Origin of the sequence: Rhodococcus sp. IEGM1339 (assembly GCF_050321925.1) — a bacterium.
Taxonomy (GTDB): Bacteria; Actinomycetota; Actinomycetes; order Mycobacteriales; family Mycobacteriaceae; genus Rhodococcus; species Rhodococcus pyridinivorans.
In genome coordinates, this window is sequence record NZ_JBNQFT010000019.1 from 83,812 (window position 1) to 97,750 (window position 13,939).

Genomic DNA, 13,939 nt, shown 5'->3' on the forward strand with positions numbered 1-13,939 from the left:
GTCAGAGGTCCTTCCCGTTCTTCCGGGAAATCCGAACGCGCTTGCCGGTTTCCTCATCGGTGCGGTAGCCCACGCGGGTGGGGTTTCCGTCCGAGTCGACGACCGCAACGTTGGAAACGTGGATCGGGGCCTCCTGCGTCACGATGCCGCCGGAGGAGGCGCCACGCTCGTTCGCAGAGACGGCGGTGTGCTTCTTGATACGGTTCACGCCCTCGACGAGGACCTTGCCGGTCGCCGGGTAGGCCGCGATGACCTTGCCCTTGGCGCCCTTGTCCTTGCCCGAGATGACGAGCACGGTGTCACCCTTGTGCACCTTCATCACAGCACCTCCGGAGCGAGCGAGACGATCTTCATGAACCGCTTGTCGCGGAGCTCGCGACCGACGGGTCCGAAGATGCGGGTGCCGCGAGGATCGTTGTCGCCCTTGATGATGACGGCAGCGTTCTCGTCGAACTTGATGTAGGAACCGTCCGGACGGCGGCGCTCCTTGGCGGTGCGCACGATCACGGCCTTGACGACATCGCCACGCTTGACGTTGCCGCCGGGGATCGCGTCCTTGACGGTGGCGACGATGACGTCACCGATTCCGGCGTAGCGACGGGACGAGCCACCGAGAACGCGGATGCAGAGGATCTCCTTGGCACCCGTGTTGTCGGCGACGCGCAGTCGCGACTCCTGCTGGATCACTTACTTCTCCTTGACCTGGATTGGTGTGTACGTCAGATTTCCGACCTGGACGTACGCGGTCGTCGGTTGCCTGCGGCGCACGCGCGAATCACACACGGGTCCCGTAAGCAACCCGTCCAGAGTAGGCCATATACCGTACGCAGGGCAAATTCGCGAATTGTGATGTCACTCCCCACCCCGGACCGGGTGTGTCGCAGCGACGTCCACCGCTCCCCCACGCGAGGGCTGCACCTACTACCCGACGAACAGCACCCCACCGCCCGCGGTGCGGGTGGTGGGGTGCTGCATGTTCTCGGTCCTGTCGAGGACGAGGAGGCCTTACTTGGCCTTCTCGAGCACCTCGACCAGACGCCAGCGCTTCGACGCGGACAGCGGACGGGTCTCCATCAGCTGCACGCGGTCGCCGATGCCGGCCAGACCGTTCTCGTCGTGCGCCTTCACCTTGGTCGTACGGCGGATGATCTTGCCGTACAGCGGGTGCTTCACCCGGTCCTCGAGCTCGACGACGATGGTCTTCTCCATCTTGTCCGAGACGACGTAACCGATGCGGACCTTACGGCTCGCGCGCTGTTCCTGGTTGCTCACTGCCTTTTCCTCACTCATGCCACGTCACCCGCATTCGGGCCGGTGGCCAGTCCGAGCTCGCGCTCGCGCAGCACCGTGTAGATACGGGCGATCTCGTTGCGCACCACGCGGAGCCGACGGTTGTTGTCCAGCTGGCCGGTGGCCATCTGGAAGCGGAGGTTGAACAGCTCTTCCTTGGCTTCGCGGAGCTTGTCGGTCAGCTCTTCGTCGCTCAGCTCGCGGAGTTCCGCGGCGGGGGTACCGGTAGCCATCAGAACTGCTCCTCCCTCGTCACGATGCGGCACTTGCAGGGGAGCTTGTGCATCGCGCGACGCAGAGCCTCGCGCGCAATCTCCTCGTTGGGGTAGCTCATCTCGAACAGCACGCGACCGGGCTTGACGTTCGCGACCCACCACTCCGGCGAACCCTTACCGGAACCCATGCGGGTCTCGGCAGGCTTCTTGGTGAGGGGGCGATCCGGGAAGATGTTGATCCAGATCTTGCCGCCACGCTTGATGTGCCGGGTCATGGCGATACGAGCGGACTCGATCTGCCGGTTGGTGATGTAGGCCGGCTCGAGAGCCTGGATGCCGTAGTCACCGAAGGCCACCTGGGTTCCGCCCTTGGCGGCACCCGTACGGCTCGGATGGTGCTGCTTGCGGTGTTTGACCCGCCGGGGGATCAACATTGCGTCAGCCCTCCTTGTTCTCGGTCGAGGCAGGAGCGTCGCTCGATGCGGCGCGGCCGGCCTCGGTGCTCGTCGCGGTGGTGCCCGACGCGCCGGAACGACGCGGGCGGCTCGGACGCTCACGACGCGGCCGGTCGGCGGGAGCAGCTGCAGCAGCAGCAGCAGCGAGCTCACGACGGCCACCGACGATGTCGCCCTTGTAGATCCAGACCTTCACGCCGATGCGGCCGAAGGTGGTCCGTGCCTCGTAGAGGCCGTAATCGATGTCCGCGCGCAGCGTGTGCAGCGGGACGCGACCTTCGCGGTAGAACTCCGAACGCGACATCTCGGCGCCACCGAGGCGGCCCGAGCACTGCACGCGGATGCCCTTGACGTTCGGCTGACGCATGGCCGACTGGATGGCCTTGCGCATCGCACGACGGAAGGCGACACGGTTCGAGAGCTGCTCGGCGACGCCCTGCGCCACGAGCTGAGCCTCGGACTCCGAGTTCTTGACCTCGAGGATGTTCAGCTGGACCTGCTTACCGGTCAGCTTCTCGAGCTCGGCGCGGATGCGATCGGCCTCGGCGCCGCGGCGTCCGATGACGATCCCGGGACGAGCGGTGTGGATGTCCACACGCACACGGTCGCGGGTGCGCTCGATCTCGACCTTGGCGATGCCGGCGCGCTCGAGGCCGGAGGCCAGGAACTTGCGGATCGCGACATCTTCCTTGACGTAGTCCGCGTACTGCTTGTCCGCGTACCAACGAGACTTCCAGTCGGTGGTGACGCCCAGACGGAAGCCGTGCGGGTTGATCTTCTGGCCCACTACTGAGCTCCCTTCCGGCGGTTACGAGTCGAGGCCGACCCGACGCTTTCCACGATCACGGTGATGTGGCTCGACCGCTTGCGGATGCGAAACGCACGGCCCTGGGCACGCGGCTGGAACCGCTTCAGGGTCGCACCCTCGTCCACGTACGCAGTCGCGACGACGAGCGTGCTGGGGTCGAGGTTGTAGTTGTTCTGCGCGTTCGCAGCGGCCGACGCGATCACCTTGGCGACCGGCTCGGCCGCGGCCTGCGGCGCGAACTTGAGGATGGCCAGGGCCTCCTCGACGGACTTACCGCGAACGATGTCGACGACGCGGCGCGCCTTCATCGGGGTCACGCGCACGTGGCGCGCAACAGCCCGAGCGCTGTTGGTGGTGGTTTCAGTGCTCATCGACGCTTGCTCTTCCGGTCGTCCTTGATGTGGCCCTTGAACGTACGGGTCGGCGCGAACTCACCGAGCTTGTGACCGACCATGGACTCCGAGACGAACACCGGCACGTGCTTGCGTCCATCGTGGACAGCGAACGTATGACCGATGAAGTCGGGCAGAATCGTGGAACGGCGCGACCAGGTCTTGATGACCTGCTTGGTGCCCTTCTCGTTCTGCGTGTCCACCTTCGCCAGGAGGTGGTCGTCGACGAACGGGCCCTTCTTGAGGCTGCGTGGCATTCTCTAACTCCCTCCTTGACTAGCGCTTCTTGCCGGTACGGCGACGACGGACGATGAGCTTGTCGGACGCCTTGTTCTTGCGGGTGCGGCCCTCGGGCTTGCCCCACGGGCTGACCGGGTGGCGACCACCCGAGGTCTTGCCCTCGCCGCCACCGTGCGGGTGGTCGACCGGGTTCATCACGACACCACGGACGGTCGGGCGCTTGCCCTTCCAGCGCATACGGCCGGCCTTGCCCCAGTTGATGTTCGACTGCTCGGCGTTGCCGACCTCGCCGACGGTGGCGCGGCAGCGCACGTCGACGCGACGGATCTCGCCGGAGGGCATACGCAGCGTGGCGTAGGTGCCTTCCTTACCGAGGAGCTGGATGCTCGCACCGGCGGAGCGGGCCATCTTGGCGCCGCCACCCGGACGCAGCTCGACCGCGTGGATGGTCGTACCCGTCGGGATGTTGCGCAGCGGCAGGTTGTTGCCGGGCTTGATGTCGGCGTTGGGGCCCGACTCGACCGGGGCACCCTGCACGAGGCCCTTGGGGGCGATGATGTAGCGCTTCTCGCCGTCCACGTAGTGGAGCAGCGCGATGCGCGCGGTGCGGTTGGGGTCGTACTCGATGTGAGCGACCTTGGCCGGCACGCCGTCCTTGTCGTTGCGACGGAAATCGATCAGGCGGTAGGCGCGCTTGTGTCCGCCACCCTTGTGACGGGTGGTGATGCGGCCGTGCGCGTTACGTCCACCGCGACCGTGCAGCGGGCGCACCAGCGACTTCTCGGGCGTCGACCGAGTGATCTCGGCGAAGTCCGCCACGCTGGCGCCACGACGGCCCGGCGTAGTCGGCTTGTACTTACGGATTGCCATGAGTCTTCTCGTCCTCTATCTCTCGAGAGTTCCGATCGCTAGGCGACCGGGCCTCCGAAGATCTCGATGGGCTTGCTGTCGGCCGTGAGGGTCACGAGCGCGCGCTTGGTGTTCTTGCGCTTGCCGTAACCGAACCGGGTCCGCTTGCGCTTGCCCTGACGGTTGGCGGTGTTGACGCTGCTCACCTTGACGCCGAAGACTTTCTCGACGGCAATCTTGATCTGCGTCTTGTTCGAGTCCGGGTGGACCAGGAAGGTGTAGGTGCCTTCTTCCATCAGCCCGTAGGACTTCTCGGAGACGACGGGAGCCAGCAGGATGTCGCGAGGATCGGCGATCGTGCTCACTTGCTCTCCTCCTTCACTTCCTGGCCGGACTCGGCCGGCCCGTGGATGAACGTGTTGAGCGCCTCGACGCTGAACACGACGTCATCGCTGTAGAGCACGTCGTAGGTGTTCAGCTGATCCGGCGCGAGCGCGTGGACGTTGGGAAGGTTCTGAACCGACTTCCACGCCGCCACGTCTTCACGGCCGACGACGAGCAGGACCTTCTTGCGGTCGCTGATCTCGCCCAGGAACGTGCGAGCACTCTTCGTCGACGGGGTCTGACCCGCGACGAGTTCGGTGATCACGTGGATGCGCTCGTTGCGCGCCCGGTCGGAGAGGGCTCCGCGCAGGGCGGCGGCCTTCATCTTCTTGGGGGTGCGCTGGCTGTAGTCGCGCGGCTGCGGGCCGTGGACGGTGCCACCGCCGGCGAACTGCGGCGCACGGGTCGAGCCCTGACGTGCGCGGCCGGTGCCCTTCTGGCGGTACGGCTTCTTGCCACCGCCGCGGACCTCGCCGCGGGTCTTGGTGGCGTGCGTTCCCTGGCGGGCCGCGGCGAGCTGCGCGGTGACGACCTGGTGCAGCAGCGCGATGTTCGCGGGAGCGTCGAAGATCTCGGCGGGGAGATCGACGGAGCCGGAGGTCTGGCCACCGGGGGCCTTGACGTCCAGGGTCAGCTTGGTTGCGGTCTCGGTGCTGGTCATGCCCGTGCACCACCCTTCACTGCGGTCTTGACGATCACGAGGCCGCCCTTGCGACCCGGGATCGCGCCCTTGATCAGCAGCAGACCGTTCTCGGCGTCCACCTTGTGGACCGAGAGGTTCTGCGTCGTGATGCGGTCGGAGCCCATACGGCCGGACATGCGCGTGCCCTTGAACACGCGGCCCGGGGTGGCGCAACCACCGATGGAGCCCGGACGACGGTGCACGGCCTGCGTACCGTGCGACGCACCCTGGCCGGCGAAGCCGTGACGCTTCATGGTGCCGGCGAAGCCCTTGCCCTTCGAGGTGCCGGTGACGTCGACGTAGGCGCCGTCCTCGAACACCTCGGCGGTGAGTTCCTGGCCGACCTCGTACTCGGAGGCGTCCTCGATCCGGAGCTCGACCAGGTGACGGCGCGGCGTGACGCCGGCCTTCTCGAACTGGCCGCGAACCGGCTTGTTGACCTTGCGCGGCGCGATGGCACCGTAGGCGAGCTGCACGGCGTTGTAGCCGTCGCGCTCCTCGGTGCGGATCTGCGTGACCACGTTCGGTCCGGCCTTGACGACGGTGACCGGGACAACCCGGTTGTTCTCGTCGAAGACCTGGGTCATGCCGAGCTTGGTGCCCAGGATTCCCTTGATCTGGTTAGTCATGTGTTGTCTCCGCTGCGTCTTTCACAAGCTCGCTGTAATCGAATGTCACTGAATGTTGACGTCGACACTCGCCGGGAGATCGATGCGCATGAGCGCGTCGACGGTCTTCGGCGTCGGGTCGAGGATGTCGATGAGCCGCTTGTGCGTCCGCATCTCGAAGTGCTCGCGCGAGTCCTTGTACTTGTGCGGCGAGCGGATGACGCAGTACACGTTCTTTTCAGTGGGCAACGGCACCGGGCCGACCACGCGGGCACCCGTACGGGTCACCGTCTCGACGATCTTGCGCGCAGATGCGTCGATCGCCTCGTGGTCATAGGCCTTGAGCCTGATGCGGATCTTCTGTCCCGCCACGCTTAGTGTCCTTTTCTTGCCGCGTTTCGTGATCCCGGCGGAGCCGGAAACCACCTCGTCTGCACAGTTCCCCGGGGAACGGCGACCGAGAACAGCGCTCGAAACACAGTGCGAGCCGGACGTATCCGATCCGCTTGCCGCTGTTCATCTGTCATTGTTCTCCGGCCCACGCGGTCGGGCGTGTCGGCCCGCCGCTCATTCCCCGGCGTCGATGCTCGAAGGCTTCGACACCGCAAGGAACGGAACCGGCTGCGCTCCACAGGAGCACACAGGGGTACTGCTTCCGTCTTGCATGTGGCCGCGACCAGGCCGTGAGGCTCGATCCGCGACTGTCACGTCTTTCCCGATCCGAGCCGCAAAACATCCATGGCCCGGTCAAGGCAACCCGACCAGTATGCAGGAGCACGGCCGAGAGTTCAACTCACGACGGTGCGTGATGTACACCTCGGCGATACGCCGTGCGGTCGGATCCGCGTGGTCGAACCTAGCCGATGGGGTTCATCGGCAGGGTCCGAACCGGAGCGGCCGCCCCGATCGTATTCGTCGGGTCGGGACCGGGGCCCGGCTGCACCTGCGCGACCTCGGGGACCCGTGCGCCGGCGGCGACGAGCTGCGGCTCGTCGCGCCAGATCGGCAGTGCCTCCTGCAGTTCGAGCCCGATGCCGATGAGACGTTCGTCCTGCCACGGCCGCGCACCGAGCTGCACACCGACCGGCATCCCCGTCGCGGCGGAGTACCCGGCGGGCAGGGTCACCACGGGGGCACCGGAGTAGTTCGCCCATCGCACGGGGCCCGTCACTCCGGCCGTGACACTGATGCCGAGGAACTCCTGGCGTCGTGCGCCGTCGACGGAGGCGCCGGGCAGCATGATCGCGTCGAGATCCTGGTCGACGAACATCCGGTTGTAGTCGCTCTGGTACCGCAGACGGTCGCGTTCGAAGGTGAGGTAGTCGCCCACCGGCACGGCCAGCGAGGCCACCGCCGTGCCCGCGGCCACCGCGTTCTCGGGGCGATACAGGCCGAGCCGGTCGGTGAACTGCTGGTGGTAGGCACCCATCTCGACCTGGTCGCCGGTCGCGAGGGATTCCGGCAGGGACGGCATCGTCACCGGGACCGTGACCGCACCGAGCGATTCCGCCACCCGTGCCGCGTCGTCGACGACGCGCTGCACCGCCTCGGGGGGTGCGGGATTCGTGTTCACGGGCAGTCCGATCCGCACGCCGGCGAGGGGACTCGCTCCCCCGGCGGCCGTCACCGGATAACCGCCCTCGGGAACGTCGGGGCCGAGTGCCGTGATCGGGTCGGCCGGATCCGCGCCCGCGAGCACGGTCATCATCAGGGACGCGTCGGCGACGCTGCGGCCCATCGGACCCACGTGGTCGCGGGTCCAGGTCAGCGGGATCATGCCGTGCGAGGTGATGCGCCCGTAGGTCGGCTTGATCGACGAGACACCGCAGGCGCTCGCCGGGAACCGGACCGAACCGCCGGTGTCGCTACCGATCGCGAGGGGCGCGAACCGCGCGGCGAGCACGGCCGCGCTGCCGCCGGACGATCCGCCGGGCGACATCTCGGTGTTCCACGGATTGCCCACCTGAGGGGTGGCGACACCGATCGCGAACTCGTCGGTGTGCGCGTGCCCCATGAGCACCGCACCGGCGTCCTCGAGTCGACGCCACACACCCGAGTGCCCGGCCGCGATGTTGCCCTCGAGGACGCGACTCGACGCGGTGAGCGGAAGCCCGGACACCGCGAAGATGTCCTTGAGAGCGATCGGGAGCCCGCACACGAGCGGCGCCGGGGTCCGATCGCGGCGCGCACGGGCGAGCCGCTCCCCCGCCGCCTCGGCCGCCGCGTAGGCCACTTCGGGGTAGAGCCGGATCCACGCACCGATCGCTCCGTCGTACGAGCGCGTGCGGTCCAGACAGGCATCGAGCAGTTCGCGCGGGTGCAGTTCGCCGGCGTGCAGCAACGCTGCCGCCTCGACCGCACTCATCCTCGCGGGATCGGTGACGGTGTCGGGTGGAGGAAGCCTGCGTGGCGGGGCCGCACGACCGCTCCCCGCGGTCGCACCCCACGCGAACAATCCGCCGGCGGCCCCTCCCAGTAACCGTCGGCGTGATACTCCGGTGCTCACCCGCCAACCAAACCATCCAGTGCGTTGCGAGCCAGGTTAGGGCACGGTAGGTGTGCCACATGTCACCTCCGGCTGTGATGCTACCGAGACCGTGAAGTGACAAGGCGGATCATGTACTAGGAGAAGGCGCGCAGCTGGGGGACGGATGCGGTCGCCTCGCACGAACGGTTGCTGCAGGCGTTGCGCACCGGTGACGTCGAGGCCGCCGGACGCGAGACGCGCGAACACTTCACCGACGGGGCCCATCGACTCGTCGAACACCTCGACGATCTCGGCGTCTGGTCCTGACCGGCCGGCGTGGACACCCCAAGGGGCAGGGCGTCGGCGCCGACGCGCATGTCCGTCCGCCCCTCCCGGGACCGTTCGCCCCGGTACGATTCCGACGGTGACGGACCGACCCGTCCCCGACGGGGACCGAGATCTACGGCGGGGTGTGATGTGAGCGATCACGACCAGGCAGTTCTCGTGGAGGACGTCCACAAGTCGTTCGGCGACGTCCACGCACTCGACGGGATCAGCTTCTCTGCACCGCCGGGCCGTGTCCTCGGCATCCTCGGCCCCAACGGCGCCGGCAAGACCACGATGGTCAAGGTGCTGTCGACGCTGTTGCGCCCCACCTCGGGTCGCGCCGTGGTCGCCGGGCACGACGTGGTCGCCGACGCCGCGGCGGTCCGGCGTTCGATCATGATGACCGGCCAGTTCGCAGCACTCGACGACACTCTCACCGGCCGGGAGAACCTGATCCTGTTCGGGCGCCTGATGGGCCTGGACAAGAAGTCCGCTACCCGACGCGCCGACGAGCTGCTCCGGGAGTTCGATCTCGTCGACGCCGGTCGCCGTCCAGTGAAGGGCTACTCCGGCGGTATGCGTCGACGGGTCGACATCGCGTGCGGCCTCGTGGTCCGGCCCAAGGTGGTCTTCCTCGACGAGCCGACCACCGGTCTCGACCCGCGCAGCCGGCAGGGTGTGTGGTCGCTGGTGGCAGCGCTCAAGGAGCAGGGCATCACGGTGCTGCTGACCACGCAGTACCTCGAAGAGGCCGACGTGCTGAGCGACAACATCATCGTCATCGACAAGGGCACCGTGATCGCGGAGGGCACCGCGAACCAGCTGAAGTCCTCCGCCGGTGGCACCCACTGCGAGATCGTTCCGGTGGACCCGCGGGCGATCCCCGAGATCCTGCACGTCCTGGACGGTCTCCTCCCCCAGGACGTGCTCGTGGGCACGGTCCCCGACACGGATCGGGTGTCCGTCCCGGCGCCTGACGGCGCCGCGACCCTCACCGAGGTGCTGCGGCGCATCGAACCCCTGGGCATCGAACTCGCCGACATCGGCCTGCGACGTCCTTCGCTCGACGACGTCTTCCTCCGCCTCACCAGGCACTCCGCATCCGCTCCCGACGCCAGAAACCCGGCGGACGGTGGCCTCACGGACGGCGGCCCGGCAGCACTTCCCGACCCGGAGCGGGCGGAGCCTGCGTCGGCAGGTGAGCGGCCGTGACGGCCCGCACCGACGAGACGGTCCGCGGGACGGAGACCCCCACGGTCTCGTTCACCGACTCCTCGTCCACCCTTCCCGCACGCCGGGGAGGCGTCCACCGCCGGATCACGCCGTCGGGGGTCGAGCAGTGGTGGGTGCTGACGCTCCGGTCGTTGCGCACGATGGCGCGGTACGGCGAACTGGTCCTCGCGGTCCTGGCACCGTTCGTCTTCGGTCTCGGTTTCTATCTGCCGCTCAAATTCGTCATGCAGTTGCAGGGCATCGACTACGCGCAATTCCTGATGCCCATCATCGTGCTGCAGTCGATGGCCTTCACCGCCATCTCGGCGGCGCAGCTGGCAGCGCAGGAGGGCACGACCGGCGTGACCTCGCGTCTGCAGACGCTGCCCGTCGCCCCGGCGGCGCCCCTGGCCTCACGGATGACGGCGAGCATGGTGCGGTCGGTCATCTCCTTGGCCGCCGCGATCGGATTCGGTTATTTCATCGGTTTCCGTTTCTCCGCCGGCCCCGGGCAGGCAGTGTTGTTCTGCGCGACCGCACTGATCATCAGCCTGTTGTTGTGCCTGGGCGCCGACGCGATCGGATGTCTGTCCCGGAGCCCCGAGGCGACAGCGCAGGCGCTGACCCTGCCGCAGCTGATCCTCGGGATGCTCTCGTGCGGTTTCGTGCCCGAGGAGGGATTTCCCGAGTGGATCAGACCGTTCGTCCGCAACCAGCCGATCTCGCAGTTCTCCTTCGCGATGCGCGATATGGCCCAGGACGGGGTGACCTGGGAAGTCTTCCGGCCGAGCCTGTTCTGGATGATCGGGCTGGCCGTGATCTGCATCCCGGGCGCCGTGTGGGCCGCGACGAGGCGGGAGTGAATCGATGAGCGAGACCGTCGAGACACAGCAGGCGCGGGCCCGATCGCGAGAGCGGGCAGGGACGCCGGGCCGCGCCTTCGCCTATCCCGAACCGGATCGCATCCGCAGCGAGAGTTCCCTCGGTGCGTTGTGGGAGCACAGCCGCCTGCAGTGCGGTCGACTGCTGCTCAGATGGGCCCGTGATCCCGCCACGATGATCCAGGCGCTCATCTATCCGGCGCTCACCCTGGTGATGTTCCGCATCGTGCTCGGCGACAGCATCACCGCCGCGACCGGCTATTCGTCGATCTTCGGCACCGTCCCCATGATCGTGCTCGTCGGCGCAATGTTCGGCTCGGTGGTCAGCGCGGTGGGATTGCGCACCGAACGTGATTCCGGCCTGCTGAGCCGCTTCCACACGCTGCCCGTTCATCGTTCGGCGGGGCTCGTGGGCCGGTTGATGGCCGAGATGGTGCGCGTGTTCGTCACCTCTCTCGTGATCTTCGCCGCCGGCATGGCGCTTGGCTTCCGGTTCACCCAGGGCCTCGGTCCCACCCTGCTCATCCTCGTGGTCCCACTGATCTTCGGTCTGGGCTTCGCGATGATGGTGACAGCTCTGGCGACTCTGCCGGGGCGCACGCCCCTGGTCGAGACCGTCTCGATTTTGTGCACCCTGCTCATGTTCTTCAACTCGGGGTTCGTGCCGGTCATGGCGTATCCGAGCTGGTTGCAACCCGTCGTGGCGAACCAGCCGATGTCCTGCGCGATCGACACGATGCGCGCGCTGGCGATGGGAGGGCCTGTCGCCGAGCCCTTCCTGAAGACGGTCGCTTGGTCGGTGGGGATGGTGGCGGTCTTCGTGGTCCCCGCCGTCGTCGGTTACCGGCGCTCGGCCGAACAGAATTGATCTTCCGCTGCCCGGAACGTCCCCCGACGGGCTGCTATCCTACTCGGCGATCCCCCAACCAGCACGAACATACGATCCCCATGTTCGTCGAGGAGTACCGATGATCCGTGCGCGTCGCAGCGTCGTAGCCACAGCCACTGCTGCCCTCGCCCTTGCGTCGTCGATGTTCGCCACCCCGGCGGTATCGGCGGCCGATCCTGCCCCTGCCGCGCCGGCGCCTACCATCACCGTGCCCGATCCGGCTCCCCTGCCCACCTCGGCAGACGCTCCGGGGAGCCCCCTCGCGACCCTGCTGAGCACGATGGGTGAGGGGGTCGAGGGAGCCAACGACCTCGGCTGCGTCCCGTCGCCGGACCATCCCCGGCCGGTCGTCCTCGTGCACGGCACCGGGACGGGCATGTACCCCACATGGGTCTACGTCGCTCCCGAACTCGCACGGCTCGGCTACTGCGTGTACGCGTTGAACTACGGCGCTGCGCAGGGATACTTCGATCCCGAGCGCACGGTCTGGGGTGTCTCGGACATCGAACGGTCCGCCGTGGAACTCGGAACGTTCGTCGATGCCGTTCGCGAGCACACCGGCTCCGAGCAGGTGGATCTGGTCGGCCACTCGCAGGGCGGTGTCGTCTCCCGTCAGTACCTCAAGTTCGAGGGTGGGACGGACGCGACGGATCCCTCCCGCAACCGGGTCCGGAACCTCGTCATGTTGGGCGCGACGAATCACGGCACCACCTTCAACGGCCTGCAGCAGCTGTACACGGTGCTCGCGGTGCTCGGCGTGACGAACGGCAACGATGCCTTGGCCGAGTTGCTGTTCCGCGGGAGCAATCTCGGCGCGGCCGGGCAGCAGCAGCTGATCGGGTCGCGCATGCTCAGCAATCTCAACGAGGGTGGCGACACGCTTCCCGGCGTGACCTACACCTCGATCGCGACGCACCACGATCAGATCGTCACACCGCCCGAGAGCTCGTTCCTGCGCCCGGGACCGGACGCCGAGGTCCACAACGTGTGGGTTCAGGACGGCTGCCCGGATTCGCCCGCCGACCACTCCACGATCCTCGTACGACCTGAATCGCTCCACCTCGTGAAGTCGGCGCTCGACCCCGGATACGCTGCGGCCCACGCGGTGCCGTGCGACCTACCCGAGAACGGATAGCGTCGGCGACCTCGGTCGCCACGGCCACCCGGCGATTCGCTCGTCGACACGGAAAGGCCCCTACCGCCCGGAAGGGCGGGTTCACATGATCGTCGCAACACTCTCAACGAGAGGTTGCGACGATCATGGCGTTCACGGAGGACTGCGACCGGTTCGGTAACCAACTGGCACGACTGATCGATGCCGGGATTCCGGTCAAGGAGGCCGCGGCCGCGATCGGGCTGCCCCGGCAGCGGTGCTACGCGATCTTGAGGGCCATCGACCGGCCGGCAGGTAGATCCCGTGGCCCGGCCGGCACCGCCGACCGTGCGCTGATCGTGTCTGTCTACAACGAGACCGGGTCGATCAATCGGGCGGCGAAGGCATCGAAGGTCGCGCACTCGGTGGCCCGCCGGATCCTGGTGGACGAGGAACTGGTCGGCAGGGAGAAAATCTCACCGAAGGGCAAACTCGAAGCCAAGCGTCGTTGCCTGGAGTTGATCGCAGCGGGCTGGTCGGCCAGACGAGCAGCCCGTGAGGTCGGGGTCAACGAACGCACCGCACGGGACTGGCGGCAGGGAATCCGGCGCTCGAACAATAAGCGGATCCATCCCGATGGGCGGGTGGTGGACTACCACCACGGAACCGTCTACACACAGTCTGTGACCAGTGTGACCTGTGAGGGCAGCGGACGGCCGGCGATCAGCGACCGGTATCTGTCGACCGAGGACCGGATCGCGATCGGGTCAAGTCCAGATGCGTGGTGTAACGAGGTCGCCGCGTGATTCCTCGGGTGGTTATGCGGTCAGTGCTGGTGCAACCTCCTCGGCGGGTTCGGTGGCGGTGTCGGCGGGTTTGTCGCCTCGGGCCTGGGAGAGGACGTCGAGGCCGAGGTAGCGGCGTCCTTCGATCCACTCGTCGTGCTGTTCGGCGAGGACGGCGCCGACGAGGCGGATCAGGGCGGTGCGGTCGGGGAAGATCCCGACGACGTCGGTGCGCCGGCGGATCTCCTTGTTCAACCGCTCTTTTATCCGGCCCTCGGCGCCGGATCAACCCCTGGTGGTTGACTCGAGTCAGCGATCGAGGCGATGGAGGTGGTCCGTCAGTGCGTCGGTGACGCGGTGGT

The 13,939-nt window shown here is 67.3% G+C and carries 18 protein-coding genes and 3 pseudogenes; 6 read left to right on the forward strand and 15 right to left on the reverse strand.

Annotated elements, in window-relative coordinates; translation table 11 throughout:
- Nucleotide 1: 1 nt before the first annotated feature.
- The 14 genes from rplX to ACQR3U_RS17175 form a co-directional block, all read right to left on the reverse strand.
- Complete coding sequence (gene rplX, locus ACQR3U_RS17110) at nucleotides 2-319, reverse strand: 50S ribosomal protein L24 (RefSeq protein WP_006554600.1); 318 nt, start codon at nucleotides 317-319, stop codon at nucleotides 2-4.
- Nucleotides 319-687 carry a 50S ribosomal protein L14 gene (gene rplN / locus ACQR3U_RS17115; RefSeq protein WP_006554601.1) on the reverse strand — a complete coding sequence of 123 codons (369 nt, stop codon included), beginning with the start codon at nucleotides 685-687 and terminating at the stop codon, nucleotides 319-321. The genes rplX and rplN overlap by 1 nt, the downstream gene beginning before the upstream one ends.
- Before the next feature lie 318 nt (nucleotides 688-1,005).
- On the reverse strand, nucleotides 1,006-1,290 hold the full coding sequence (gene rpsQ, locus ACQR3U_RS17120) for a 30S ribosomal protein S17 (protein ID WP_024101619.1): 285 nt from the start codon (nucleotides 1,288-1,290) through the stop codon (nucleotides 1,006-1,008).
- A complete protein-coding gene (gene rpmC, locus ACQR3U_RS17125; protein ID WP_006554603.1) occupies nucleotides 1,287-1,523 on the reverse strand; it encodes a 50S ribosomal protein L29 in 237 nt (78 codons plus the stop codon). Before rpmC ends, rpsQ begins: the two co-directional genes overlap by 4 nt.
- On the reverse strand, nucleotides 1,523-1,939 hold the full coding sequence (gene rplP, locus ACQR3U_RS17130) for a 50S ribosomal protein L16 (protein ID WP_006554604.1): 417 nt from the start codon (nucleotides 1,937-1,939) through the stop codon (nucleotides 1,523-1,525). Before rplP ends, rpmC begins: the two co-directional genes overlap by 1 nt.
- Nucleotides 1,940-1,943: 4 nt before the next feature.
- Nucleotides 1,944-2,747, reverse strand: a complete 804-nt coding sequence (gene rpsC / locus ACQR3U_RS17135) for a 30S ribosomal protein S3 (RefSeq protein WP_230810988.1) — start codon at nucleotides 2,745-2,747, stop codon at nucleotides 1,944-1,946.
- Nucleotides 2,747-3,139: a 50S ribosomal protein L22 gene (gene rplV / locus ACQR3U_RS17140; protein ID WP_006554606.1), complete on the reverse strand. Its 393-nt coding sequence runs from the start codon at nucleotides 3,137-3,139 to the stop codon at nucleotides 2,747-2,749. Before rplV ends, rpsC begins: the two co-directional genes overlap by 1 nt.
- The gene (rpsS, locus tag ACQR3U_RS17145) at nucleotides 3,136-3,417 is read right to left on the reverse strand and encodes a 30S ribosomal protein S19 (protein ID WP_003938088.1); all 282 of its coding nucleotides are present in this window, start codon (nucleotides 3,415-3,417) and stop codon (nucleotides 3,136-3,138) included. Before rpsS ends, rplV begins: the two co-directional genes overlap by 4 nt.
- A 19-nt stretch (nucleotides 3,418-3,436) precedes the next feature.
- Entirely contained in the window at nucleotides 3,437-4,270 is an 834-nt protein-coding gene (gene rplB, locus ACQR3U_RS17150; protein WP_024101620.1) for a 50S ribosomal protein L2, read from the reverse strand.
- 38 nt (nucleotides 4,271-4,308) lie between these two features.
- A complete protein-coding gene (rplW, locus tag ACQR3U_RS17155) occupies nucleotides 4,309-4,614 on the reverse strand; it encodes a 50S ribosomal protein L23 (RefSeq protein ID WP_006554608.1) in 306 nt (101 codons plus the stop codon).
- Nucleotides 4,611-5,294: a 50S ribosomal protein L4 gene (rplD, locus tag ACQR3U_RS17160; RefSeq protein ID WP_006554609.1), complete on the reverse strand. Its 684-nt coding sequence runs from the start codon at nucleotides 5,292-5,294 to the stop codon at nucleotides 4,611-4,613. The genes rplW and rplD overlap by 4 nt, the downstream gene beginning before the upstream one ends.
- Nucleotides 5,291-5,944 carry a 50S ribosomal protein L3 gene (gene rplC, locus ACQR3U_RS17165; RefSeq protein WP_006554610.1) on the reverse strand — a complete coding sequence of 218 codons (654 nt, stop codon included), beginning with the start codon at nucleotides 5,942-5,944 and terminating at the stop codon, nucleotides 5,291-5,293. The genes rplD and rplC overlap by 4 nt, the downstream gene beginning before the upstream one ends.
- A 45-nt stretch (nucleotides 5,945-5,989) precedes the next feature.
- On the reverse strand, nucleotides 5,990-6,295 hold the full coding sequence (gene rpsJ / locus ACQR3U_RS17170; RefSeq protein WP_003938093.1) for a 30S ribosomal protein S10: 306 nt from the start codon (nucleotides 6,293-6,295) through the stop codon (nucleotides 5,990-5,992).
- 484 nt (nucleotides 6,296-6,779) lie between these two features.
- Nucleotides 6,780-8,288: an amidase gene (locus ACQR3U_RS17175; RefSeq protein WP_006554611.1), complete on the reverse strand. Its 1,509-nt coding sequence runs from the start codon at nucleotides 8,286-8,288 to the stop codon at nucleotides 6,780-6,782.
- 282 nt (nucleotides 8,289-8,570) lie between these two features.
- Here ACQR3U_RS17175 and ACQR3U_RS17180 point away from each other — a divergent pair.
- The 6 genes and pseudogenes from ACQR3U_RS17180 to ACQR3U_RS17205 form a co-directional block, all read left to right on the forward strand.
- Nucleotides 8,571-8,717, forward strand: a pseudogene (locus ACQR3U_RS17180) (GntR family transcriptional regulator); the annotation flags it as partial.
- A gap of 150 nt (nucleotides 8,718-8,867) precedes the next feature.
- The gene (locus tag ACQR3U_RS17185) at nucleotides 8,868-9,929 is read left to right on the forward strand and encodes an ATP-binding cassette domain-containing protein (protein ID WP_230810989.1); all 1,062 of its coding nucleotides are present in this window, start codon (nucleotides 8,868-8,870) and stop codon (nucleotides 9,927-9,929) included.
- Nucleotides 9,926-10,792 carry an ABC transporter permease gene (locus tag ACQR3U_RS17190; protein WP_019288604.1) on the forward strand — a complete coding sequence of 289 codons (867 nt, stop codon included), beginning with the start codon at nucleotides 9,926-9,928 and terminating at the stop codon, nucleotides 10,790-10,792. The genes ACQR3U_RS17185 and ACQR3U_RS17190 overlap by 4 nt, the downstream gene beginning before the upstream one ends.
- Before the next feature lie 4 nt (nucleotides 10,793-10,796).
- Complete coding sequence (locus ACQR3U_RS17195) at nucleotides 10,797-11,678, forward strand: ABC transporter permease (RefSeq protein ID WP_006554615.1); 882 nt, start codon at nucleotides 10,797-10,799, stop codon at nucleotides 11,676-11,678.
- Between the two features lie 100 nt (nucleotides 11,679-11,778).
- Nucleotides 11,779-12,834: an esterase/lipase family protein gene (locus tag ACQR3U_RS17200; protein ID WP_230810990.1), complete on the forward strand. Its 1,056-nt coding sequence runs from the start codon at nucleotides 11,779-11,781 to the stop codon at nucleotides 12,832-12,834.
- A gap of 125 nt (nucleotides 12,835-12,959) precedes the next feature.
- Nucleotides 12,960-13,556: pseudogene (locus ACQR3U_RS17205) on the forward strand (helix-turn-helix domain-containing protein); the annotation flags it as partial.
- Between the two features lie 54 nt (nucleotides 13,557-13,610).
- Here ACQR3U_RS17205 and ACQR3U_RS17210 read toward each other — a convergent pair.
- Nucleotides 13,611-13,838 (reverse strand): annotated as a pseudogene (locus ACQR3U_RS17210) (transposase); the annotation flags it as partial.
- Nucleotides 13,839-13,939 lie beyond the last annotated feature (101 nt).